Source organism: Enterobacter sp. 302C9, from assembly GCF_034106085.1.
GTDB classification, from domain to species: Bacteria; Pseudomonadota; Gammaproteobacteria; order Enterobacterales; family Enterobacteriaceae; genus Enterobacter; species Enterobacter asburiae_B.
In genome coordinates this window covers 1-24,357 of record NZ_JAWNBW010000008.1, presented here as the reverse complement: position 1 = coordinate 24,357, position 24,357 = coordinate 1, and the positions used below count along the sequence as shown (strand labels likewise).

Annotated in this window: 16 protein-coding genes and 1 rRNA gene; 4 read left to right on the top strand and 13 right to left on the bottom strand. The window is 56.4% G+C overall.

Annotation, left to right across the window (positions count from 1 at the left end; translation table 11 throughout):
- Positions 1-155: 155 nt before the first annotated feature.
- A complete protein-coding gene (locus UR289_RS15370; RefSeq protein WP_045355919.1) occupies positions 156-1,085 on the top strand; it encodes a sugar kinase in 930 nt (309 codons plus the stop codon).
- Between the two features lie 530 nt (positions 1,086-1,615).
- On the opposite strand, the gene UR289_RS15365 is transcribed toward UR289_RS15370, so the two are convergent.
- From UR289_RS15365 to bcsR, 9 genes are all read right to left on the bottom strand, one after another.
- A complete protein-coding gene (locus UR289_RS15365; RefSeq protein WP_058842091.1) occupies positions 1,616-3,109 on the bottom strand; it encodes a M16 family metallopeptidase in 1,494 nt (497 codons plus the stop codon).
- A gap of 227 nt (positions 3,110-3,336) precedes the next feature.
- Positions 3,337-4,623: a dicarboxylate/amino acid:cation symporter gene (locus tag UR289_RS15360; protein ID WP_023309587.1), complete on the bottom strand. Its 1,287-nt coding sequence runs from the start codon at positions 4,621-4,623 to the stop codon at positions 3,337-3,339.
- Between the two features lie 159 nt (positions 4,624-4,782).
- Positions 4,783-6,789 (bottom strand): biofilm formation regulator HmsP, encoded by a 2,007-nt coding sequence (gene hmsP, locus UR289_RS15355; RefSeq protein WP_069303403.1) that lies wholly within the window; start codon positions 6,787-6,789, stop codon positions 4,783-4,785.
- Positions 6,790-6,908: 119 nt separating this feature from the next.
- On the bottom strand, positions 6,909-10,391 hold the full coding sequence (bcsC, locus tag UR289_RS15350; protein ID WP_320710798.1) for a cellulose synthase complex outer membrane protein BcsC: 3,483 nt from the start codon (positions 10,389-10,391) through the stop codon (positions 6,909-6,911).
- On the bottom strand, positions 10,373-11,479 hold the full coding sequence (gene bcsZ / locus UR289_RS15345) for a cellulose synthase complex periplasmic endoglucanase BcsZ (protein ID WP_064673668.1): 1,107 nt from the start codon (positions 11,477-11,479) through the stop codon (positions 10,373-10,375). The genes bcsC and bcsZ overlap by 19 nt, the downstream gene beginning before the upstream one ends.
- A gap of 6 nt (positions 11,480-11,485) precedes the next feature.
- The gene (gene bcsB, locus UR289_RS15340) at positions 11,486-13,906 is read right to left on the bottom strand and encodes a cellulose biosynthesis cyclic di-GMP-binding regulatory protein BcsB (RefSeq protein WP_320710797.1); all 2,421 of its coding nucleotides are present in this window, start codon (positions 13,904-13,906) and stop codon (positions 11,486-11,488) included.
- Between the two features lie 10 nt (positions 13,907-13,916).
- Positions 13,917-16,532, bottom strand: a complete 2,616-nt coding sequence (gene bcsA, locus UR289_RS15335) for a UDP-forming cellulose synthase catalytic subunit (protein ID WP_320710796.1) — start codon at positions 16,530-16,532, stop codon at positions 13,917-13,919.
- Positions 16,529-17,281, bottom strand: a complete 753-nt coding sequence (gene bcsQ, locus UR289_RS15330) for a cellulose biosynthesis protein BcsQ (protein WP_023333774.1) — start codon at positions 17,279-17,281, stop codon at positions 16,529-16,531. The genes bcsA and bcsQ overlap by 4 nt, the downstream gene beginning before the upstream one ends.
- 11 nt (positions 17,282-17,292) lie before the next feature.
- Positions 17,293-17,481, bottom strand: a complete 189-nt coding sequence (gene bcsR, locus UR289_RS15325; RefSeq protein WP_008503237.1) for a cellulose biosynthesis protein BcsR — start codon at positions 17,479-17,481, stop codon at positions 17,293-17,295.
- Between the two features lie 175 nt (positions 17,482-17,656).
- On the opposite strand from bcsR, the gene bcsE reads away from it, so the two are divergent.
- The 3 genes from bcsE to bcsG are packed head-to-tail and all read left to right on the top strand — an operon-like array spanning position 17,657 to position 21,082.
- Positions 17,657-19,219, top strand: a complete 1,563-nt coding sequence (gene bcsE, locus UR289_RS15320; protein WP_033146877.1) for a cellulose biosynthesis c-di-GMP-binding protein BcsE — start codon at positions 17,657-17,659, stop codon at positions 19,217-19,219.
- On the top strand, positions 19,213-19,410 hold the full coding sequence (gene bcsF, locus UR289_RS15315) for a cellulose biosynthesis protein BcsF (RefSeq protein ID WP_024908822.1): 198 nt from the start codon (positions 19,213-19,215) through the stop codon (positions 19,408-19,410). The genes bcsE and bcsF overlap by 7 nt, the downstream gene beginning before the upstream one ends.
- Positions 19,403-21,082 carry a cellulose biosynthesis protein BcsG gene (gene bcsG / locus UR289_RS15310; RefSeq protein ID WP_320710793.1) on the top strand — a complete coding sequence of 560 codons (1,680 nt, stop codon included), beginning with the start codon at positions 19,403-19,405 and terminating at the stop codon, positions 21,080-21,082. Before bcsF ends, bcsG begins: the two co-directional genes overlap by 8 nt.
- Positions 21,083-21,130: 48 nt before the next feature.
- Here the strand turns inward: bcsG and UR289_RS15305 are convergent, their stop codons facing one another.
- The 4 genes from UR289_RS15305 to rrf all read right to left on the bottom strand — a co-directional run.
- Positions 21,131-22,123: a glycosyl hydrolase family 8 gene (locus UR289_RS15305; protein WP_320710791.1), complete on the bottom strand. Its 993-nt coding sequence runs from the start codon at positions 22,121-22,123 to the stop codon at positions 21,131-21,133.
- Between the two features lie 16 nt (positions 22,124-22,139).
- Positions 22,140-23,102, bottom strand: a complete 963-nt coding sequence (gene birA, locus UR289_RS15300; protein WP_033146880.1) for a bifunctional biotin--[acetyl-CoA-carboxylase] ligase/biotin operon repressor BirA — start codon at positions 23,100-23,102, stop codon at positions 22,140-22,142.
- Complete coding sequence (gene murB, locus UR289_RS15295; RefSeq protein WP_064673664.1) at positions 23,099-24,127, bottom strand: UDP-N-acetylmuramate dehydrogenase; 1,029 nt, start codon at positions 24,125-24,127, stop codon at positions 23,099-23,101. The genes birA and murB overlap by 4 nt, the downstream gene beginning before the upstream one ends.
- Before the next feature lie 126 nt (positions 24,128-24,253).
- Positions 24,254-24,357 (bottom strand): 5S ribosomal RNA (gene rrf, locus UR289_RS15290); the annotation flags it as partial.

Here is a 24,357-nt window from a genome sequence, read left to right as displayed (position 1 = left end):
TGTTCAATTCACCGGGAAAATGAAATTAAGATGACAGAAATGCGCGGGAACACGCGCTGGCTCAAATAAAATAATGGAACGTTGTTTTAATATAGTTGACCGGTTAATTCACTCAGCGCACACTGCTGATAATTCTTCTGTTCAGGTTCACGACTATGTCCAAAAAAATTGCCGTGATTGGCGAATGCATGATTGAGCTGTCACAAAAAGGCGCGGAAGTCAGCCGCGGATTTGGTGGCGATACGTTAAACACGTCCGTTTATATTGCCCGTCAGGTTGCACCTGAGGCGCTTACGGTGAACTACGTGACCGCCCTGGGCACGGACAGCTTCAGCCAGCAAATGCTGGAGGCCTGGCAGAGTGAACATGTCGAAACGTCGCTGATTCAGCGTATGGAGAACCGCCTCCCGGGGCTTTATTACATCGAAACCGACAGCACCGGCGAACGCACGTTTTATTACTGGCGTAACGAAGCCGCGGCCAAATTCTGGCTGGAGAGCGACGCGGCCGCAGCCATCTGCGAAGAGCTGGCGACCTTTGATTACCTCTATCTGAGCGGGATTAGCCTGGCGATCCTGAGCCCTACCAGCCGTGAAAAGCTGCTCTCGCTGCTGCGCGAATGCCGTGCAAACGGCGGCAAGGTTATTTTCGATAACAACTACCGCCCGCGCCTGTGGGCCAGCCGCGAAGAGACGCAGCAGGTCTATCAGCAGATGCTGCAGTGCACCGACATCGCCTTCCTCACGCTCGACGATGAAGACGCTCTGTGGGGTGAGAAACCGGTAGAGGACGTGATTGCACGCACGCAGGCGGCTGGCGTGAGCGAAGTGGTGATTAAGCGCGGGGCGGATTCGTGCCTGGTCGCGGTGGCGGGCGAAGCGCTGGTTGACGTTCCGGCGGTGAAGCTTGCCAAAGAGAAAGTGATTGATACCACGGCGGCCGGTGATTCATTCAGCGCGGGCTATCTGGCGGTACGTCTGACGGGTGGAACGCCGGAAGCGGCGGCACAGCGTGGGCACCTGACGGCCAGCACGGTGATTCAGTATCGCGGGGCGATTATTCCGCGTGAGGCGATGCCTGTTTAAGGAGGGTGCGGGCTGATGCCCTCACCCTAACCCTCTCCCACAGGCCTGAGGGTTCCCCACAAAATAATGCCAGCACGGACTACCCCCTCTCCCTTGAGGGAGAGGGCTGGGGTGAGGGGGAACATACGGCTCTGGTGGTCATCCCGTTCACTTTATGTTTCTTGCTACTCTGTAACGACATTACCGGTGAACGTGCCATGGCGGCTCAGTCGCCGCCGCCCTGGCGACCCGGGCTCCCGGCGATAAATCGCCGCTTCGCGGTGCCCTCGGCTTATTCCTTCCGGCTTATCGGTTACGGGCGGAGGCAACGTCCCTGTAAAGCCCGCCCTCTCGGCGCATTCCTGCGCCTCGCCCCGGCCTGCAGGAAACACCTCAGCGATTTACAGCCGGACCAGGGCATCGCTGTAAGTCATTCATTTACCTGAAGCAACATTCATCGCTTCAGGTAGAAAATTACTGGGGATTACTCTCCCCACAGGGAGAGTGGACGATGAACACTCCCTCCCTGTGGGAGAGGGAATGTTTAAGCATTACTGCCCTTGCGGAATATCCGTCGCGTCCGGATGTAAATCATCAGCCGTGGGGGCCTGCGCAGGCTGCGGCGCGGTAGCCATAATGGAATCCCAGGTCTTCTGAAGTTCCTTCATGTCATACTCCGGCTCGCCCTTCGGTTGCAGGAGGATCAACGCCATCTCCTGCGACAGCTGCTGACGGAGGTCCTGATTGAGCATCTCGACGGTCAGACCGTTCAGGAAGTCCTGACGCAGTTTCTGATACTGTTCCGGCGCAATGTCCACGACCTGATTCTGCAGGGAACGAATACGCTGGCTGATCAGAATGTCGGTATCGGCGCGAGCGTAGGTCGCAAACAGCTTCTGCAGCTCGAGTTTTTTCTGCGCCACGAGAGCGTTGAATTCCTCTTCGGAAAGCCCCTCTTTACGCACTTTTGCCAGCTCTTTTGCGACCACGCCCAGATTGGCATTCAGCTTATCGCCCGGCGATTCAACGTTGATGGCACACTGCGCACGCTGGAACAGCACGCGGCAGTCAAAGCCAAGACCGATATTCTTCACGTTGTTCTTGCTCAGCGTCTGCTGAACGTGCCAGAACAGCGCTTCACGCGCGAGATCGGCACGCCAGTAGCGCAACATCGCCGCGGACTCGCGGATTGGCTGCCAGGCGTTATCCCACATGACGGAGAGGCGATCCTGACGCACAGCGTCCGTCATAATGCTGACAGGCTCTGCACGCAGCGGAGAAAGCGTCGGGACAGGGGCTGGCGTTTCACGCTTGCCTTTCAAATCACCAAACGCTTTGTTGATCTGCTCCACCACCGCGCGGCTGTCCACGTTACCCACCACGATCAGCGTCATCGCATCCGGGGTGTACCACTTCTGGTAGAACGATTTTACCTGTTCGGCGTCCACCGGCTGTTTCAGCGGTTCGGCCGGGTCATGTCCCAGCAGCGTCGAGCCCTTCAGGCGGTAACGCCACCAGCCCTCTTTGGTATCCCCGGGCCAGGTCGCCACCATGTCGCTGTTGCTCAGCGCATAGTTGACGGTGTCCGGCGTAATCGCCAGATTGCCAGAGGCATCGGAGAGATACGTAAGCGCTTCTTTAAGGAGGTCGTTACGGTTATTTGGCAGGCTCAGGTTAAACATGGTGTAGTCATACGAGACCACAGCCGGAGGGAGCGGGCGTTTCGGATCGATGGCCTGCTGCCAAAGCGAACGCACCTGAACCGCTTGCAGGCTGCCGCTCTGCGTGAGCGCCAGCCGTGGAATAAAATGGCTAAAACCGGTTTGCTGAGTGCTTTCCGCGAGGGAACCGGTATTAATGGACAGACGGATTTCTACACGGTCACTGGGACGTTGCGGAGTGGCTAAAACCTGCCACTGAAAACCGTTCGCTAATGTCCCTTGTTGCCAGGCCGGGTCTGGCTGGAGCGCATCTGCCTGCACATAACTGGCTGCTGCCATCATCAGCAAACCGCCGGTTAAGAGTCGAATTTTTGTGCCCTGCATGTGAACCCCTGATCAACATTCCTGGTTAAAAAAGAGTGTTTCGCGACGCGCTTCACTCTTAAAGATGACGATGAAAACACGTCGATTAGACCGCGCGTTCGGCAAAACGTCACGGTCAGAAGTGAAATATACCCAAAAAAAATCTTGTCGAATTATGACAGGTACGAACAGTTATTATGCGCAGGAGCCCGCATCCCGACAAGGGAATACGGGCATTTGTGACAAGATTAAGAGGTTAAGCCAGGATTTTTGCTGTCAGTTGAACGGTTATTCAGAGTATCGTCGAGCTTTTTGTGATCCAGCTCTTTCACCCATTTCGCCACCACCACCGTTGCCACGCCGTTACCCACCAGGTTGGTTAACGCACGCGCCTCTGACATGAAGCGGTCGATACCGAGAATCAACGCCAGACCCGCCACCGGCAGGTGGCCCACAGCGGAAATAGTAGCAGCCAGCACGATAAAGCCACTGCCCGTCACGCCTGCCGCGCCTTTAGAGGAGAGCAGGAGCACCACCAGCAGGGTAATCTGGTGGAAAATATCCATATGGCTGTTGGTCGCCTGAGCGATAAACACGGCCGCCATCGTCAGGTATATCGAGGTGCCGTCCAGGTTGAAGGAGTAGCCCGTCGGGATCACCAGCCCGACCACCGATTTACGGCACCCCAGCTTTTCCATCTTGTCGAGCATACGCGGCAGCGCCGATTCTGAAGAGGAAGTCCCCAGAACGATCAGCAGCTCTTCGCGGATGTAACGGATAAATTTGAAGATGTTGAAACCCGTCGCGCGGGCGATGGAGCCCAGCACCACGACCACGAAAAGGATACAGGTGATATAGAAGCAGATAATCAGCTGACCCAGCTGCACCAGCGTACCGACGCCATATTTACCGATGGTGAAGGCCATCGCGCCGAAAGCACCGATCGGCGCCAGGCGCATGATCATATTGATGATGCCGAAAATCACCTGGGAGAAGCTTTCGATCACATTAAAGATAAGCTGGCCTTTGCTGCCCAGACGGTGCAGAGCAAAGCCAAACATCACGGCAAACAGCAGAACCTGCAGGATGTTTCCGCTGGCGAACGCGCCAATGACGCTGCCCGGTATCACGTCCAGCAGGAAGGCCACCACGCCCTGATCCTTCGCCTGCTCGGCATACACCGCGACCGCTTTGGCATCCAGCGTTGACGGGTCTACGTTCATCCCCGCGCCCGGCTGCACCACGTTGACGATGATCAGACCGATAATCAGCGCAAGGGTACTAACCACTTCAAAATAGAGAAGCGCCACTGCACCGGTACGACCGACCGCCTTCATGCTTTCCATGCCAGCGATGCCCGTTACTACGGTACAGAAGATCACCGGAGCGATGACCATTTTGATGAGCTTAACGAACGCGTCGCCAAGCGGTTTCATTTGCGCGCCCAGCTCAGGGTAATAGTGACCCAGCAGAATACCGATGGCGATGGCTGTCAGGACCTGGAAATAAAGACTTTTGAAGAGTGAGGTTTTCATAAGGTGTCCTTGGGAAGAAAAACCACAGGCTTTGTAAGGTTATGGTTAACCTGCGGCTTTAAAATAACACCCACATAACAGGACAGAAATAAACTCAGTTCAAATTTGAAACACAAATGTTAAGAACTTTGAGCTGGCTCGCACAAGCCAGCAACAAAATTACACTTTTGCGTTATTGTCAGCACCAGAAAGGTATCGTTCTTCAAAGACATCCGAAGGAACAGCAGGGGCAAAAAGGAAGCCTTGTCCGCTCTCCACGCCCGCCTCTGCCAGCCATGCGCGTTGCGCTTCGGTTTCAATCCCCTCGGCAATAAGATGCAGGTTGAGGCTGCGCGCCATCTGGATAATCGCCTGCACCATGCTGCTGTCGCCAGGCAGACCGTCGACAAACGCTTTATCAATTTTGAGCACATCCACCGGAAGGGTTTTCATATGCTGAAGCTGACGCAGCCCGGCGTATCCCATGCCGAAATCGTCCAGCGCAATGCGAATGCCGGCATTGCGCAGCGGTTTCAGAATTGCGACTGCCTGATTAGGGTCGTCGATGCGTCGGCTCTCCGTCACTTCCAGAGTTAACGTATCAGGCTTGATTCGGTAACGATGGATCAGCTCCAGCATCTCTGAAACCATGGTCGGATGCATTAGCTGTACGGCTGACAAATTGACCGACAGCGGCAGCGTCACGCCGCGCTCCTGCCAGGCGGCAAGCTGACGGCAGGACTCTTCCAGCACCCAGTAGCCAACGGTAACCATCAGGCCGCAGGATTCAATGCGCTCAATCAGCCCTTCCGGCAGCTCCCATGAACCATCCGGCTGCTGCACGCGCAGCAGTGCCTCGGCGCTTTTCACTTCTCCCGTCAGCAAATTCACCTGCGGCTGTAGCCAGAGGGCAAACTGGCGGTTATCCAGCGCGGTCAGGATGTCGCTCTCTTCCGTCAGGCGCTGCTGCGCCTTTTCCATCTCTTCCGGCGCGAAGAACTGGATCTGATTTTTGCCTTTGCGCCGGGCGGTGAACGCCGCCGAGAACGCGCGATGATAAAGCTGCTCTGCCGTTAAATCGCCATAGTACATCGCAATACCGATACTGGCGCTTGGACGAAGCTGGATACCCTGAATGGGCAACCGCTCATTAATGACAGTGAGTACTTGCTGACCTAAAGTGATCGCATGCCAGGGTTCTTTTACGCCGTTGGCAATCACCACCAGGTCGTAACCGCTGACCTGGGTCAGCACCATGCGCGGGGCAAGGACAGACTTCACTTTCTCCACCAGGGTCAGCAGCAGCATTTCGCGCTGGCTCTCCCTGAGCACGCCAGCCGTGTCCTGCAGGGTTTCACAGGCGATAACCATCAGCGCCGTGGTTTGCTGACGGGCAACGGTCTGCTCCAGCATCGCCATCAGGAAGGCTTTATTGGGAAGCTCCGACACCGGGAAGCGCGTGGCGCTGCTGTTTAACTCATCCTGCTGGCGCTGAATGCGCTGCTGGTTGAGGTTGTAGCTGCGCACCAGCATGCCTATCTCATCGTCATGATGCAGACGCGGCAGCTCAAGCTGATGCCCCATCTGATCCTGCGGCGCAAGCGTATTCAGCTCGCGGGCGATACGGCGCAGCGGATGAACAATCAGCCGGTTAATGCACCAGGTGAGCGCCACGCTGAGAATAAGCGTCATAAGTAAGCAAGTGGTCACTAACGTAACCACCCAGCTCATGACGAATTTATACATGCGGTAGGAATCCGCCTGTAATACCAGGTAGGCCAGCGGCTGCGGATTGGCAGGGCGTTCAAGCGAATAAACGGGCAGCGAAATCTGCACCGGCAGTTCAAACAGGCGCATCACCATCATCGGGACGGGACGCTCCGGGATAAAGCTCATCCGCAGCGCCTGAAACTGATTGGGCAAGACCACATCGGCGCGGCTAACGACGCCGGCAGGCTGAATGCGTTTTAAAATGGTTTCCGCTTCGGGAATATCCCCTTTCAGGATAGCGGCAGAGAGCGGGCCGCGCACCGAGCGCGCAATACTTTCTAACTGCGAAGCCGTGTTATAGCGATTCTGCTGTACGGAATGAAACAGCAAAATTACGCAGAAGAGCAGTACAAACAGCACGGTGACGGCAGAAACCATCGCCATCTGTTTGATTGTTAAGGAACGGCTGACACGCAAAATGACTCTCCACAAAACTCGAAGCGCAGGGCGCGCCAGGGTGTAAACCTGGCGCGCCTGAGTATACCCGATTGCCGCGCTATTAAGAGAGACTTACAAATGGATTAAGGATAATCCGATTACCAGTCCGCGTAAGGGATGAGCGGCTGCGGCGGTAAGTCCATATCGCCCTGCCAGCCTGCAGCAGAGTAACGCACATAGATCAGCGCATGGCTTGGGGTATAGTCTTTCGCTTCCTGAATATCCACGCCCATGCCCACAAACCAGTTGGACGTTACGCGGCGTTCGATAATGGCCCGCGCGGTATAACCCGTGCCTGAGGAGCTGCTGCCCGTTTCCATCACGCCCCGGTCGGTATAGCGGTCTGGCTCATCGGTCGGGATCAGATTCTGGATCGGGTAGCGCAGTTCGTCTTTGGTTTTCGAGTGAGACCAGGACACCGAGCCGCCCAGCTCCCAGGACCAGTTCTCCGTGCGTTTACGCCAGGTCACCGGCAGTGCGAAGGAGACATACTCCTGCGGGCTGTAGTAGCCGCCCTGACCCAGGGTATAACCGCTCAGGTCTTTGTCGTAGTGCCAGAGCATATTGGAGACGCCGACCGTCAGGCGCTCGTTGTTTTTATTAATGAGCTTGTAGTAGTAACCCGTCATCCAGCGGACGCGCCAGTTATCTTCCACATTTTTACCCGTCAGCGTTTCCGCGTTCAGGCTTGACCAGACGCCGTTCGCTTCCCCTTTGTCATAGCTCATGCTTACGCCGCCACCGGTGGCACGTACGCCGCCCCAGGTGGTGCCGGTGTTGGTATCTTTTTGCCCGGCGAACGCCAGCAGAGAGCTGGAGATGGGGCGGCGATGGGCGTTAACGGTATAGCCGATGGGGCCCAGATCGCTGCTGTAGCTGATGCCGCCCACCACGTCGACGACGTCAAAGCCCATTGGCGTGGTGCCAATATCCATCGCCCAGGTCTTATTCTGCCAGCCGACGGCGACGCTTGCGCCATTGTCGGACTGATGGGTGTTGCCGCTACACGGCGTTTCGTAGCAGGTCCCCCATTTTGGATCGTAGGTCCCGTTATTGTTATCAAATGAACCGGCGTCCATGTTGACCAGATCGCTTCTGAAGAACATGCGCCCGTCAGACAGCGGAGCATCCACCTGCAGCATGGTAGTGTGCGCTTTCAGGTCAGAATAGCCGCCCGTGCCGCTGGAGCCCCAGTAGTCGTGCTGCAGCGTGACGTTAACATCCTGCTGACGGTACAAGTCACCGGCATCGCTGCGCACGCCGCGCTTCAGCCAGTCGTCTTTTTCATCGTTACGCGTCAGACGAGTGAAACTGTCGTTGTCGGCCGGACGCGTCGTGGTGATGCCCGTCGACACCATCGCGTCTTTATAGGTTTCCAGCGCCTGCTGAGGCTGACCGTTTTGCGCCTGGAAACGCGCGGCATCACGTAACACCAGCGCGTTTTCCATGGAGCCGGGCTGCGATTTAGCCTGCGGAATGATTTTGTTGAAGGTCTGTTCTGCGGCAGCGGAATCGCCCAGACCTGCCTGCGCCATCGCGATCCGGCGCTGCATGTTGAGCGACAGCGGCTGGCCGTTTTGCGCGGCGGGCAGTTTCGCCAGCTCTGCGCGCGCGGCATCTTTGTCGCCCTGCGCGCTGTAAATCTCGGTCAGGCCGAGGATCGCGTCTTCGTTCTGCGGTTCACGCTGCAGAACGGCGCTGTACGTCGTTTTCGCCGACGCCAGATCGCCACGCTGCTGCGCCCAGTCCGCCAGCGTCAGGTCGATGCGGGTGGAGGTCGGCTGCTGACGCAGAAGGTTTTCCGCCTCCTGCTCTTTGCCGCTGTCGCGCAGACGGTTGGCGGTTTCCAGCACCTGGTTGCTTTGCAGGCGGTCGGCAAGCTCCTGAATATTGCCGTTCCACTGGCTGCGCGGCAGCGTGTCCAGATGCGCCAGCGCGGCGCGGTCCTGATCGTTACCGGAAAGGTAGAGCCCGTTGGCATACACCTGATCCGGGTCGGACGGTTTCTGGCTGGCAAGCTGACGCATCAGGGTATCCGCCTGGCTGCGCTGACCCGCGCTGTAGAGATCGCGCGAGAGACGATAGGTTATCCACACGTCGCCGGGAGAGAGCGCCAGACGACGACGCTGAATCTCTGCCGCCTGGGCGTATTTCCCCTGATTTTCCAGCTGTTCTGCCTGAGCGGAGAGCTGCTCGTTGGTCAGGCTGCGTTCAATATCATCAATGCTCCGGCGCTGGCTGGCGGAGAGAGACTGGATAAACTGCGAGGCCTTCTCCGGGGACTGCGCGCGGTAAATATTAGCCAGGCCGCGGACCGCATTGCTGTTGCCGCTGTCCATACGCAGCGCCTGGCGATAGTAACGTTCCGCCGCGTCATTATCTTTACGCGCCGCGGCGGCATCGCCCAGCCCCAGCACGGCATAACTGTCGGTATTGTCGATACTGCGCGCCTGCTGATAGTAACGCTCCGCCTGCGCAGGGTTATTCGCCTTCAGGGCCGCATCGCCCTGCTGGATCAGCAGCCAGTAGCGGTTGACCTTCAGCAGACTGTCCCATTTACCCCGGTTATCGCTCTGGGGATCGAGGGCAATCGCCTTTTCAAACTGCGCCACCGCGCGGGCGCGGTCGCCTTTCTGGGAATAAGCCTGGCCAAGGGCACCTACCGCTTCACTGTCGGCATGGTTGGCGCTGACGGCTTTTTGCAGTTCCGCGACCGCCTTACTTCCCTGCCCGGCATCCACCGCCGCCAGCCCTTCCGCTTTCGCGCGGAACGCCGGGTCAGCGAGCTGTTTTTGCTGTTCTTCGAGCTGGGCACGCGCCGCCACGACGCTATCGCCGTCACTGAATACGCTCAGGTATTTTTGCAGCGCGCTGACGCTGGCGCTGCTGGCAGGCTGGCCTTTGATTTGGTCATACCACATATCAGACGCCTGGCTGCGCCCGTTGGTCGATTTAGCCATATCCTGCAATACCGCAAAGCCTTCGTCACGGCGTCCGCTCTGGAACAATAGCTGGGACAGCGTCGCCTGCAGCTGTGTATTTCCGGGGCTGCTGGTGTTGATTTTCTTGAGCTGGTTAATGGCCGCATTCCGGCGAGCGGGGTCTTTCGCCACGACGTTCCAGTATTCCGTCGCCACGTCGCCGCCCGGCGGGTTGCCGTCAAACAGCTTGTCATAGGCTGCAATCGCCTCCTGCGTGTGTCCCGTGGTGGCGAGCAAACGCGCCTGCTGGAGCTGCTGGCGGCCATCCGGCGTGGACAGCAGCATCGTGTTGCGTGATGACTGGTATGCACTCGAGCCCGGCGCAATCCCTTTCAGACGATCCAGCTCTTTTTGCGCACCGGCGTTATCGCCCTGGCGCAGCAGGTAGCGAAAGCGTGCGGCAATGACGTCAGGGTTGTTCGGGTCAATCAGCTCAAGACGGTAAAGCGACTGACGAACCAAATCCTCACGCTGTGTCGATTCGCCCAGCCGAACCTGTTCCAGCAGCTGTTTCTGCTGCGGAGAGTTAGCGGCCTCAGCCATCGGCATCAGTGCCAGGCCAAGCGATAAAGTGAGTAGATTTACTGTGAACTTGCGCATTCCTGGCCCCAATCCGGTATTAATTCACCTTTTGCGGTGAAGCGAAAACGATGCTGATCCCATCCTTGCCCAAAGAGAGTCAGCACGTAGCTGTAATAGGCATTGTTATCGGGAAAATGGTCCGCAACGCGCTGGCGCTGAACCGCCTGGGCATCACGTTGTTGTAAAAACGGTAGCATGGCGGCAGAGAACCCGACCGGGCCATTCCCGGTGCGTTTACCCGTCGCCACATCCACTTTCTCCGGCGGCACACCCCGTTTCATTGTCTTTGCCGCCATCGGCTGGAAGCGCGTCAGCAGCCGGGCTTTCTGAGGATCTTTATCACTCATCATTCCCACCCAGAGATAAACGCGGATGGCGTCGTAGCCGCCCACCAGCGATTTATCCTGCTGTAACCGCCAGCCTTTGTTTTTCTGATACTGAACCCAGTCCGGCGAAAATCCTTTCGGCGCGCTCTCCAGCAGCAGACGCTGATTGGTTTCACGAAGCTGGGTCCACGGAGGACCAAAGCGCGTGAAATAACTCGCTAACTGCGGAGGAAGATAGCTGGGGTTAAAACGCCAGACGTTTTCATCGGCAAAACCGACTTTACCGGGAAGCAGCATTGCGCCGAGCCCCGGCACTTTCACCACTTCCTCACTGACAATGTGTTTCAGCAGCGCCTTACCCGTGCGGGTATAGTCCGGATGTTTCCACAACCGGCCCGCTTCGAGCAGAGACCAGGCGATCCAGACATCGGCATCAGAGGCGGAGTTGGTATCAATCACCGCCCACGTCTCTTTATCTTTCTGGCCCCATAGCCAGGCGGGCAGATGGTCGTTGAGATTGCCGCTGGCAAGATTATCGCGCGTCCAGGTCAGCAGCTGGTCAAACGCGCTGCGATCGTTCGCCGCAAGGGCAAAGAACAAGGCGTAGCTTTGCCCTTCCGAGGTCGTAATTTTGCGCGTGTCGCTGGGATCAACGACACGCCCGCCCTCACTGATGTAATCCTTTTTAAACTGCTCCCAGGCAGGCCAGGTACAGGCGGCGCGAAGAGGAAGCGCCGCCAGCATCAACGCTGCTAATGCACACCAGCGAAAGGCTTTCATCACATCTTACTCATCCGGGTTCAGGCGACGACGGCTGATGATACGCAGCAGACGCCACAGCACCCATGCCAGCAAGACCACGCTGACCGCCGCCAGGATGGCGAGCAGAACCGGATGGTTAGCCAGCGCATACCACAGGCGTTCGAACCACGGCAGATGGCCTACGTAATACACGTCGCCCACGCGCAGGCTATTGACGCCGGACTCACGGATCACCGACACGGATCCAAACATCGCGGCACGTTTACCGCTGTCGTTCATGGCCGTATTGAGCAGTTCATACCCGCGCGGGCTGTCCGCCAGGAGAGCCACCACGCTACGCTGTTCGTTGTAAGGTGACTGGAAGCCCACCACCGCGGCCATTGCCCCCTGAGACGTTACGGTCGTCTGCGCGCTGGCCTGACGGTCGTTCACATCCGGCATAATGCTCGGGAACTCGGTCTGGCGCAGCGGCGTGTTAACCCAGGACTGGGCCGCTTTCACCAGCAGATCGATACGTTTGTCATCCTTCAGCTTATCCGGAATAGTGCCGATCACCATGATGTCAGCATCTTTGTTCTGGATCTGGCTGCCATCGTCCGTCAACGTGACGTTAATCGCCGGTAATCCCGTCTGTCCCCCAACGGTCGCCATGGTATCCAGCAGGGTCGTGACCTGCCCTTCGCTTGGCGCTTTTGGCATCACAACGATGGACTCAGAGAGATCGGCCATGCGGCTGAACGGGAAGCCCGCGTTAGCAAAGGCGCGCAGATCCGGCATCGCCAGGAAGTGATAGTACTTCGAGAAGTCGATGGTCGACTCATCGCCAATCACGACGTGGTTCTGTACGGGCTGGAAGGTGATGCAGTTTTCCGCCGAACCGCCAGGCGTCGGGTTCATGTACTGGAAGTCAAAGCGCAGCTGGTTTATCGCGCCCAGCTTCAGTGCCGGAATGGAGACATCCGTTTTACCGTCCAGCAGCCCCTGCAACACCGGCAGGCGAAGCATCAGGCGGTTAGTATCCTGCGTGCTTTGCAGGCTGAACGATTGCAGGAACTGGTTGTTCAGGCTGATATCCATGCGCGAGCTGTCTTTGGTCGCTGGCGCGGTATAACGGTAGTTCAGATTGATATCAATGCCGTTGGTACGCAGCAGATACAGATCCGGCGGCAGATTCAGTGACAGGCTAATCGGCGCTGGCTCAAGCCCCGTCGCCTGCAGCTGTTCTTCATAGGTTTTCAGTTCGCCAAATGTCACCGCACGGTCGGTACGCACCCAGTTTGGCGCATCATAAGGTTTACGCGCCAGCAGCGGTTTGACCTCATCCACTACAACGCTGTTGCCACGGAAAAGGACGTTGCCCTGGGCAATCGCTTTTGCTGCCTGCACCAGATCTTTATCATCACGGCCAAACACCACCAGCAGCTTCACGTACGGGTTTTCCGGGTGACTTATCATCTCAACGGTCGGCGCTTTGACGTCCGGATGATCGCGCAGGAAGGCCGGGCGTTTCGCGTTGGTCGCAAACACAATGGCATTTCTGTCCGGCAGTTTGTCATACATCGCCGGGAAGCTCTGTCCACGCCAGCCAGCACGTGAACCAAACCAGGACGCCACAATGGTGGCCGCCAGCTGCTCGGTCACGTTCGGGGATGATGCAAACACCATCGGCAGCGTGAGCGGACGGTTATCACGCGGATCGAAGAACGGAACCGGGAATGCCGAGAGATCGTTTTTCAGCGCCAGCGACTGGTAGGTCATCTGCAGCGAGGAGTTACGCCCGACGTCCATCCACAGCGTGTTGCTGGCCGGGTTTTCGCAGACATCGCGGTAGTGGCCGACAAATTCCAGACGGATACGGTTAAAGTCGGTGATGAACAGCGGGTTGATCGGCACCTGCGCCTGGGTTTTCTTGCCCAGCTGCTCTTTGGTGACCGGCAGTACGTCCATCAGCTCATCATTCAGGTAGACCTTCAGCTGGGACTGCGTCGGCAGCAGAGACGGCGACGGCGTGTATTCCAGGTTCAGCACCGCATTAGAAACGACCTCATCGCTACGCATGCCAAACTCAATGCCGCCGTTAGGGTTGATGCCGCGCAGCACCATACTGCCCGGAGGCGGTGCAATTTGCGCGAAGGTCAGCTTCACGTCCCGCGACGGCGCATTGTCCGCAACGACGGGCGCATTCGCCCCCCGGACGCCAGGCATCACCTGACCGATGACCTGGCCGTCTGCCGGCAGGGTGTTCCCCTCCGTTGGCTGGTTCGGCATGATATTTTCTGTTTGACCAGGTGCCGCGGTGACAACCGGATCGGTTGCTTGCGCGACGACAGGTACCGTTGGCGCAGGGGTTGCCGCTGCGTTACCAGGAGCTGCGTTAGCCATTGTTGCGGGGAGGACATTCATCCCCATTGCCACTGCACATAACCAGGAAAGTTTTGTTTTCATCGCGTTATCATCATTGTTGAGCCATAACCGGGTCCGCCTGCTTCGCCTCATCCCGCTCAGGACGACGAGGAATGAACGACACGACCCAGGAAACCAGCGAAGTAAGTGACCGGAAAATTAATTTCACCGACGACGGGGCGAATTCTGCAAGGTGACGATAGCCACGGAACCCCAGCTTCAGAATATCCAGCAGGCTTTCCAGAGGTTTATCTTCCGGGAAGCTGTCCTGCCAGAGAGCCCACGTGTCCGCGCGGGCAAACGTACACTGCACAAAATCGATATGTTGCTTTTTGGTCAACGACATCAGCTGCAAACCGACTTCATTGCCCGCCACGCGCACAACCTGCGTCGGGAAGACATACTCCTGCTGGCCGCGCTTAAGCAGCAGGTTAACTTTCTGGCCTTCCAGCACCTTCGCCTGGCCGTTGATTTTGATCCCCAGACCACCGTCAGAGAAGTCGTGCACGGTACAGGAGAAGAGGTGGCCATCTTCACGGGCGATCGCCGCAGGCATGCAGATTTCAACGCGATGCGCGCGACGAACCTGCTTGCTCTCCACCGACACCGCCACCGCGCCGCCGAGGATAATCAGGTTGTAGAAGACCCAGGCCATACTCACAAAGACGGTCAGGATTTCGTTTTCCGGGCCGTAGAAGTAACGCCAGATACCGGCGATGACGCCAACGATATTCAGCAATACCAGGAAGATATACGGACGGGAGATCACCCAGTCGACATACTCTTCTTCCACCAGGCCGCCCTTGGCGGTGACGTTAAATTTCCCTTTGTGCGGGTTAATCAGCGCCACCATCGTCGGCGGCGCGATATACCAGGCCAGCACCGTTTCGTAGATTTCGCTCCAGAAGGAATGGCGGTATTTACCCTGTATCTTCGAGTTCGTCAGGCTCGCGTGGATCATGTGCGGCAGAACAAACAGCGCAATCATCAGCGCCGGGGCGTAAATGATATAAGCGTGAAGGAGCAGGAACGCCAGCGGCGCGGTCAGGAAGATCAGCCGCGGGATACCGGATAAGAAGTGGAACATGGCGTTGACGTAGCAGAGACGTTGCGCCAGCTTGAGCCCTTTACCAATCAGTGGGTTATCGAGACGGAAGATCTGCACCATCCCGCGTGCCCAGCGAATACGCTGACCAATGTGCGCCGAAAGAGACTCCGTTGCCAGACCGGCAGCCTGCGGAATACGCATATACGCCGAGGTATAGCCACGACGGTGCAGGCGCAGCGAGGTGTGCGCATCTTCAGTGACCGTTTCGACGGCGATACCGCCAATTTCATCCAGCGGCTTACGGCGGATAACCGCACAGGAGCCGCAGAAGAAGGTGGCATCCCACATGTCGTTCCCGTCCTGCACCAGGCCATAGAACAGCGTGCCTTCGTTCGGGGTTTTGCGGAAGCGGCCAAGGTTACGTTCAAACGGATCCGGCGAGAAGAAGTGGTGCGGCGTCTGCATCATCGCCAGCTCTTTCTCCTTCAGGAACCAGCCCATGGTCATCTGCAGGAACGAGCGCGTTGGCACGTGGTCGCAGTCAAAGATCGAGACAAACTCACCTGTGGCATACTTCAACGCGTTATTGATGTTCCCGGCTTTCGCATGCTCGTGAGTCGGACGAGCGATGTACTCGACGCCAACCTCCTCTGCGAACTGGCGGAATGCCGGACGGTTGCCGTCATCCAGGATCCAGACCTTAAGCTTGTCTTTCGGCCAGTCGATGCCCAGCGCGGCATAAATGGTGTTTTTCACCACGCTCAGATCTTCGTTGTAGGTCGGTACAAAGAGATCAACAGACGGCCACTGCGCGGTGTCTTTTGGCAGCGGAACCGGCTGGCGGTTGAGCGGCCAAATAACCTGGAAATAGCCCAACACCAGTACGATCCAGGCGTAGGTTTCAGCAAACAGCAGCACCAGGCCGCACACCAGGCTGACCGGGTCGTCCCAGTTCAGGGTTGAGGTATAACGCCACCAGATGTAGCGACAGGAGACGGTCAACGACAACACAATCAGCATCAGCGCCGAGAAGCGGCCCGGAATACGGCGGACCAGCAGCGCCACGCCCCACAGCAGGATCAGGAAGGTGAACTGCGCCAGAGGGTTGAAAGGCTGCGTAATACAGACCAGCGCCAGAATGAGCGAGAACACGACGATCACGCCGAGGATAAAACGCCGCAGGCCCGGGTGAAGATGCCCGAGCTCTTTATGGTTATCCAGATGGCTGGTCTTATCGCTTACGCTGTTGGGCAGTTTATCCAGCCACTGGTGGTAGCGCTCACGTAACTGCTGAACCCGGGAGAAGCTGCGCCAGTGCGGCGTTATTTTCTCTGTGCGGGATGACGTGACCACCAGCCAGATGGCCTGAATGAGATAGCGCGCCGGATCCAAAGGACGCGGTCGGTTGGGATTAATATGCGGATATAGCTCACTGTGCCGGGCACGTATGCGCTGCCAGCGCGGGTGTTCGAGTGGAATAAACATCCAGGCCAGAATCATCCAGAAACAACCGAGCGCGGCGCTAAATGCCGAAGCACCGTGCCGGCGGAAATGCCGGTAATGTTCGCTCAAACGCGAACTGACCGGTGGGATGAGTAACCAGCTGGCGAGACGACTCATACAGAACTCCCTGCATGCTCCGCCCTGTTGGCGAAGTTCAGCAGACACCAGTTAGCCAGCGTCAGGATCTCTTCTGCCGCCAGTGAATCGCTGCGGTATTCGCCGAGCGGTTGCTTAGACGCTAGGCATTCCGCCATCCCCTCATCACGATGGATGACAATGGGAAGCAGACGGCGCTGGCTTTGCAGCCAGACCTGATACAGATCGTCCTGGATCTGGCTGCCAATGCGCAAATCGTTAATCAGAAGGTGAGCGTTCTGAGGCAGCCCCTGCTGATGCAGGCGGATATGGCAGTTCGCATCGACGTTGACGATGGAAAGTATATGATCGCACTGGGCGATAAGCTGTCGAGTGAGCGTGCCGGCGCCGTGCGGCAGATCCAGCAGGATCCACTTGTAGTGCCCCTTTTCTTTCAGGGTTTGCAGCGCCAGCGTGAACTGCGAAAACAGGCGCTGATACGCGGCTTCATTCTCGCGTTCCGTGGTGGTCAGTTGCCCAAACGGCAGCAGATCAAGCTGGGAGGTATAGCGCATCCCCGCATCCTGCCAGTCTTTATCATCAAGCAGCGCGCGGGCCCAGCCCTCTTCACGAGAAAAGTCGACGTTAAACGACATACGCAACAAATTATCGGCGCAGGCGTCAATAACCAGCACCGATTCACCTAAAAGCTGTAATGACCACGCCAGCGCCGCGGTAACTGATGTGGTACCCACACCGCCACGGACACCCTGTAATCCGAGTATGGCCATCAATGGCTCCCTTATTGTTGATGGGCGAATTCAGCTAATAACGGCCAGCGTTTAATAGCCGCGGCCAACTGTTCCCGCTGGGAAATATCGGTGTAATCTATTTCAGGTAAAGAAAAGGCCTGCGTCAGCGCCAGAAAATCGTTTTGGAATGTGTAACCCAGAGTCGAGTCGACTGGGGTTCCAGGTTCGTTATTATCCATTCTTTTTCCATCCCTTTAAGGAAAATCGCACGCTAAAGAAGTTGCGGGGCTTCCTGCCCTGACAAATTTCATTTACATGCTAAATCTGATGTTCTTTAATTTCAATGTTAGGTTTATTTCTACGCTTTCGCTAGTAAACTGAGATACAGATAAATTAGACGAAAAGAGGGACACCGTGGACTCCATATTTTCTATTGGCATCCAGTCATTATGGGACGAATTGAGCCACATGCCAGTCGGAGGAGTCTGGTGGATTAATACGGACCGTAATGAAGATGCTATCAGTCTGGTAAACCAGACAATTGCTGCTCAGGATAAGGATTCCCGCGTGGCCGTCATTAGCATGGGCGAAGATCCGAAGAAAATTATTACGCTTGAAAGTGGTCGCGGCCCCCAGACGGTGCGATTATTTTCCATGACATCGGAAGCCGATAGTCTATACTTTTTGTCCCGCGACGTTCAGTGCTCTATTGATCCGGATCACTATTTTGTGATTCTGAAATGCGCAAATAACGTCCTGCAAAATATGCCCGCTGAAAAACTGCTGCCGTGGCTGGAAAAAATCAATAAATGGGCAAAATTTCAAAATTGCACGCTATTGATAGTCAATCCGGGCAGTAATAATGACAAGCTGTTCTCACTTTTAATGGGCGAATATCGCTCCCTGTTCGGTCTGGCAAGCATTCGTGACCAGGCAGGCAGCTATCTCTACGATATTGCATTCTGGTGTAATGAAAAAGGCGTGAGCGCCAGGCAACAGCTTACGCTGAAACATATTGAGGGCGAGTGGCACCTGGCGCAGCAGGAAGAAACCGTGGTGCAGCCGCGCAGTGATGAAAAACGTATCCTGAGCCATATCGCGGTTTTAGAGGGGGCACCCGCCCTGTCGGAAAACTGGACATTGTTTGATTCTAACGAAGCCCTTTTCCATGAAGCCCGCACAACCCAGGCGGCAACCCTTATTTTCTCGCTGATGCAGAATAACCAGATTGAGACGCTGGCACGACAAATCCACACCTTACGCCGCCAGCGCGGAAGTGCGTTGAAAATCATCGTGCGCGAAAATAATACCAGCCTGCGCGCCACCGATGAGCGCCTGCTTCTGGGCTGCGGCGCCAATATGGTTATTCCATGGAATGCGCCGTTGTCACGCTGCCTGACGCTTATCGAAAGCGTTCAGGGCCAGCAGTTTAGCCGCCATGTACCGGAAGATATTTCCACGCTGCTCTCCATGACGCAGCCGATGAAGCTGCGTGGGTACCAAAAATGGGATACCTTCTGCGACGCCGTGGGCAACATGATGAACAACACGCTTCTTCCTGCTGACGGAAAAGGGGTCATGGTTGCTCTGCGTCCTGTACCGGGTATTCGCGTTGAACAGGCTCTCACCTTATGTCGCCCGAACCGTACAGGGGACATCATGACCATTGGCGACAATCGCCTGGTGCTGTTTTTGTCCTTCTGCCGGGTAAACGATCTCGATACGGCGCTTAACCACATCTTCCCTCTGCCTACAGGGGATATTTTCTCGAACCGTATGATTTGGTTCGAAGATAATACGATTAGCGCGGAGCTGGTGCAGATGCGTGCGCTCCAGCCTGAACAATGGGTTAAGCCGCTCGCTATCAAGAGCGATGCCAAACCGATCCTCAATGCCAGACATGATGGACACGTCTGGCGTCGGGTTCCGGAACCCCTTCGCTTATTAACAGACAACGCGGAGAACGCATCATCATGAACATCAGCGATATCATTCAACTGGTTATATTCTGTGCGCTGATCTTTTTCCCGCTTGGCTACTATGCGCGCCATTCCATCCGCCGTATCCGTGATACGGCCAGAGTGCTGTTTATTAAACCTCGCTATGTAAAACCAGCCGGAACACTGACACGGGCATCACACGTCAAGGCAGACCGAAAACATGACTAATTCTACCTATACCGCTTCGTCACCCTCGCCGCTCTGGCAATACTGGCGCGGCCTTTCCGGCTGGAACTTCTACTTTCTGGTGAAGTTTGGTCTGCTGTGGGCAGGCTATCTGAATTTCCATCCCCTTATCAACCTCGTGTTTATGGCCTTCCTGCTGATGCCGCTGCCGAATATCAGGCTACATCGCTTGCGCCACTGGGTCGCTATACCTGTCGGCTTTGCGCTGTTCTGGCATGATACCTGGCTACCGGGGCCGGACAGCATTATGAGCCAGGGGTCGCAGGTGGCGGGCTTTAGCGCCAGCTATGTCCTCGATCTGACCGAGCGCTTTATTAACTGGCAGATGATTGGCGCGGTATTTGTGCTGCTGGTTGCCTGGCTGTTCCTGTCACAGTGGATCCGCGTCACGGTGTTTGTCGTCGCGATTATGATCTGGCTTAACGTGCTGACGCTGGCTGGGCCGAACTTTTCGCTGTGGCCTGCCGGTCAACCGACCACCACGGTGACCACCACAGGGGGAAGCGCGGCGGCAACCGTCACAACGGCAGGCGATACGCCTGTGGTGGGCGATATCCCAACCCAGACCGCACCGCCGACCTCAACCAATCTGAACGCCTGGCTCTCCAGTTTCTATACCGCGGAAGACAAGCGACAGACTAAATTCCCGGATGCGCTGCCGACGGATGCTCAGCCGTTTGAACTGCTGGTGATCAACATCTGTTCTCTCTCCTGGGCCGACGTGGACGCCGCCGGTTTGATGTCTCATCCGCTGTGGTCACACTTCGATATTCAGTTTAAAGATTTCAACTCTGCCACCTCGTACAGCGGCCCGGCGGCGATCCGCCTGCTGCGTGCAAGCTGTGGTCAGACATCGCATAAAAACCTGTATCAACCCGCCGGCAACCAGTGTTATCTGTTCGATAACCTCGCAAAGCTGGGCTTTACGCAGCACCTGATGCTGGGGCATAACGGCCAGTTCGGTAACTTCCTGAAAGAGGTGCGCGAACAGGGCGGCATGCAGGCACCGCTGATGGATCAAACCGGTCTTCCTGTCTCTCTGCTGGGCTTCGACGGCTCGCCCGTTTATGACGATACTGCCGTCCTGCAGCGCTGGCTGCAGACCATCGAAAAAGACAGCAATCCACGCAGCGCGACGTTCTTTAATACCCTGCCGCTCCACGACGGTAACCATTTCCCGGGCGTGAGCAAAACGGCTGATTATAAAGTGCGTGCGCAGAAGTTCTTTGACGAGCTGGACGCGTTCTTCACGGAGCTGGAAAAATCGGGCCGTAAAGTGATGGTGGTTGTGGTACCTGAGCACGGTGGTGCGCTGAAAGGTGACAGAATGCAGGTGTCGGGTCTGCGTGATATCCCAAGCCCGTCCATCACCAACGTGCCTGCCGGCATTAAATTCTTTGGTATGAAGGCACCGCATCAGGGCGCACCGATTGAGATTACACAGCCAACCAGCTATCTGGCGATCTCAGAGCTGGTTGCCCGCGCCGTTGACGGGAAGCTGTTTGTGGAGGATAGCGTGAACTGGGATCAGCTCACCAGCAACCTGCCGCAAACCGCAGAGGTCTCAGAAAACGCTAACGCGGTCGTCATTCAGTATCAGAACAAACCGTACGTTCGCCTGAACGGCGGGGATTGGGTACCGTATCCGCAGTAACAAGGTATGACTTCCCTCTCCCCATCGGGGAGAGGGATAATGTCGACATTATTGCTGGGCGATCCACACCAGCATTTTCAGACTTGCCGAATAGTAGTCGTCTTTAGAGGTGATTTCGGGTTCACCGGAAGACTGCCCCATCGTGAAATCACGTACAGCCAGCAGGCCGCCTTCCATCATGTAGGGCGCATATTCGTTGGTCGCGACGTTAACCCAGGCGGGCGTTTGTTCCCGGGGGAACTGACCGAACCAGGCCTTCCACGGCGTCAGCAGTGGGCTTTGCTTATCAGACCAGGCAACGTACAGCGGAACACGAATCGCGTCATAGCTCATTCGCGGCGGCCAGCCTTTGGCAGGAGCCAGCTTGCCACCTGATGCCAGTGAAACCCAATCAGTGGGCAGATTCGCTTTACCCGAGCCCATTTTCCTCAGCAGGCGTTTCCCGTCCTTAATCAAATCGCGCCAGACCGGCAAATGGCTGCGTCTGGCGAAAGCTTGCCAGGCCGGAAACACGAAATAGGAAGGATTAAGGACGACTTCACCCTCAAGCTTAAACCCCTGGACGCCGGGCAGCATCACGCGGTAACCGGCATAGCGGATCACGCTGTGGTCAATCAGTGCTTTGGTAATTGCATCCGATGCGGCGCTGTAGCGCTTGTCATGCCAGCGGGCGTCGGCTTTCAGCAACGCCCAGGCAATCAGCACGTCGCCATCTGCAGCGTTGTTTTTGTCGGCGACCGGGTTGGACTCTGCGGGGTTATAGCGCCAGTAAAACAGACCATTTTCTTTGTTCTTTAGCCGACTGTCTGTCCATTGCCAGAGCTTATCGAACGTGGCTTTATCGTCGTTGGCCACCGCCATCAGCATGGCAAAACCCTGACCTTCCGTATGCGACACGCCGCCATTGCCGGTATCAACAATACGGCCTTCCGGTTTGAAAAAGCGGGCCTTGTAACTCTCCCAGGCCCGATCCGCATGAGAGAGAGGCGAAAACAGCAGACTCATCATGACGGCCAGCGTTGCGCACACGGGTTTTCGCATAATTAACTCGATCCGGTTATTCGGCACTTCGCAGTGAAATCTCACCGCCCATCCAGGGTTTGATCACGCCATCCTGCTCCAGGAGCAGCGCGCCCTGTGCGTCAATACCGCGCGAAGTTCCGTAGATCTCTTTATCACCAATCAGCAATTTCACCGGGCGGTTGATGAAGTTATCCAGCTTTTCCCAACGAGACAGGAACGATGCCAGCCCTTCCTGCTCAAAAAGCGTGAGTGAACTGCGCAACTCTTTAATCATACGCACGGCAAGGGTGTTGCGATCGATGACGATCCCCGCCTCCTGGAGGTTAGTCCAGGCCTGATTCACCACATCATTTTGTACATTGCGCATTACCATGTTGAGGCCTGCGCCGATGACGATTTGCGCTGCATCGCCCGTTTTTCCCGTCAGTTCGACCAGAATGCCGGCAAGTTTACGATCGTTGAGGTAGAGGTCATTAGGCCATTTAACGCGTACTTTATCCGCCCCCAGATCGTGCAGCACTTCCGCCATGACGATGCCGATGACCAGACTCAGACCAATGGCAGCGGCCGGGCCCTGCTCGAGTCGCCAGTACATGGACAGATAGAGGTTAGCGCCAAATGGCGAAAACCATTTGCGACCGCGACGGCCGCGACCGGCCTGTTGATATTCAGCAACGCAGGCATCGCCGGATTTCAGCTCAGGCAGACGATCCAGAAGATACTGGTTCGTCGAATCAATCACCGGCAGCACCGCAACATTGCCGTGTCCGATCTGGCTGCGGATCGCTTCTTCATTCAGCAATTGAATCGGCTCCGGCAGGCTGTAGCCTTTTCCGGGAACCGTGAACACATCAACACCCCAGTCGCGAAGCGTCTGGATATGTTTATTGATAGCAGCACGGCTCATGCCAAGCTGCTCACCCAGCTGCTCGCCAGAATGAAACTCACCGTCAGCAAGGATGCTAATCAGGGTTAAGGGAACGGTATTGTCCTTCACGCGATAGCCTCCACGGCATTAACTTCGCCTGTGCAGCCAATGAAGCGAACTTCTGGCTCCAGCCAGACGTTAAATTTTTCGCCCACACGCTGACGAACATAATGAGCCAGCTGTACAACATCGTCGCTGGTCGCATCGCGTTGATTAATCAGCACCAGAGCCTGCTGCTGGTGAACGGCAGCACCGCCTACTGAAGTGCCTTTTAGCTGGCATTGATCGATAAGCCATCCTGCGGCAAGCTTCACGCTGCCATCAGCCTGAGGATAACGTGGCGCGGCTGGCCATCCTTCAAGAAAGACTTTTGCATTTTCGCTGCTGATAACCGGGTTTTTGAAGAAGCTTCCTGCGTTTCCGTTTACTTTTGGATCGGGAAGTTTGGTCATCCGCATATGGCAAACGGAATCAAAAACGTCGCGGGCGGTTACGGTAGCCGGATCGAGACGCGTTAAATCCCCGTAGGTCAACACAGGCTGCCAGTCCTTCGACAGACGCAGGCCCACGGCAACAATCACGTAGCGATCCTGATATTCATGTTTGAAGATACTGTCACGATAGCCAAACCGGCACTGTTCCGCCGTTAAACGCTTTGCCGTTCCGGTTGCCAGTTCGATGCAGTCGACATATTCACAGACATGTTTCAGTTCGATGCCGTAGGCACCGATGTTTTGAATAGGTGACGATCCGGCGCAGCCTGGAATAAGCGCAAGGTTTTCCAGGCCCGGCATCCCTTTTTCGAGGGTGAATTGCACCAGATGATGCCAGTTTTCTCCGGCCCCCACGTGCAGGTGCCAGCTGTCGGCACGCTCTTCCACATCAATTCCCATGATGCGGTTAACGATCACCGTTCCCGCAAAATCATCGAGAAACAGGACATTACTTCCTTCGCCCAGAATCAGTACGGGTTCGTTATTTTCAGTTGCGCTTTGCCATGCATCCAGCAATTGCTGTGCAGTATCGGCACGTACAATTTGTTTAGCATTGCGTTGAATGCCAAAGGTATTCCAGGGCTTAAGGGAGTGGTTCATAGACGCTATCCTGATGCAAAAACGCAGGTAGTTTACCGTATAAGCAGGGCGTTGGGGGATTAGTTTGTGCAGCCTATAAAAACGCAAAAAGGCCATCCTTGCGGATGGCCTCTTCACTTATTTGATGCCTGGCAGTTCCCTACTCTCACATGGGGAGACCCCACACTACCATCGGCGCTACGGCGTTTCACTTCTGAGTTCGGCATGGGGTCAGGTGGGACCACCGCGCT

Bases quoted from the DNA above. Each gene is read 5' to 3' on its own strand.
- UR289_RS15370 (WP_045355919.1), top strand. From the start codon at position 156: ATGTCCAAAAAAATTGCCGTGATTGGCGAATGCATGATTGAGCTGTCA.
- bcsZ (WP_064673668.1), bottom strand. From the start codon at position 11,479: ATGAAAGCCTTTCGCTGGTGTGCATTAGCAGCGTTGATGCTGGCGGCG.
- UR289_RS15365 (WP_058842091.1), bottom strand. From the start codon at position 3,109: ATGCAGGGCACAAAAATTCGACTCTTAACCGGCGGTTTGCTGATGATG.
- UR289_RS15305 (WP_320710791.1), bottom strand. From the start codon at position 22,123: ATGCGAAAACCCGTGTGCGCAACGCTGGCCGTCATGATGAGTCTGCTG.
- UR289_RS15360 (WP_023309587.1), bottom strand. From the start codon at position 4,623: ATGAAAACCTCACTCTTCAAAAGTCTTTATTTCCAGGTCCTGACAGCC.
- bcsR (WP_008503237.1), bottom strand. From the start codon at position 17,481: ATGGATAATAACGAACCTGGAACCCCAGTCGACTCGACTCTGGGTTAC.
- bcsG (WP_320710793.1), top strand. From the start codon at position 19,403: ATGACTAATTCTACCTATACCGCTTCGTCACCCTCGCCGCTCTGGCAA.
- bcsQ (WP_023333774.1), bottom strand. From the start codon at position 17,281: ATGGCCATACTCGGATTACAGGGTGTCCGTGGCGGTGTGGGTACCACA.
- bcsB (WP_320710797.1), bottom strand. From the start codon at position 13,906: ATGAAAACAAAACTTTCCTGGTTATGTGCAGTGGCAATGGGGATGAAT.
- bcsC (WP_320710798.1), bottom strand. From the start codon at position 10,391: ATGCGCAAGTTCACAGTAAATCTACTCACTTTATCGCTTGGCCTGGCA.
- bcsA (WP_320710796.1), bottom strand. From the start codon at position 16,532: ATGAGTCGTCTCGCCAGCTGGTTACTCATCCCACCGGTCAGTTCGCGT.
- murB (WP_064673664.1), bottom strand. From the start codon at position 24,127: ATGAACCACTCCCTTAAGCCCTGGAATACCTTTGGCATTCAACGCAAT.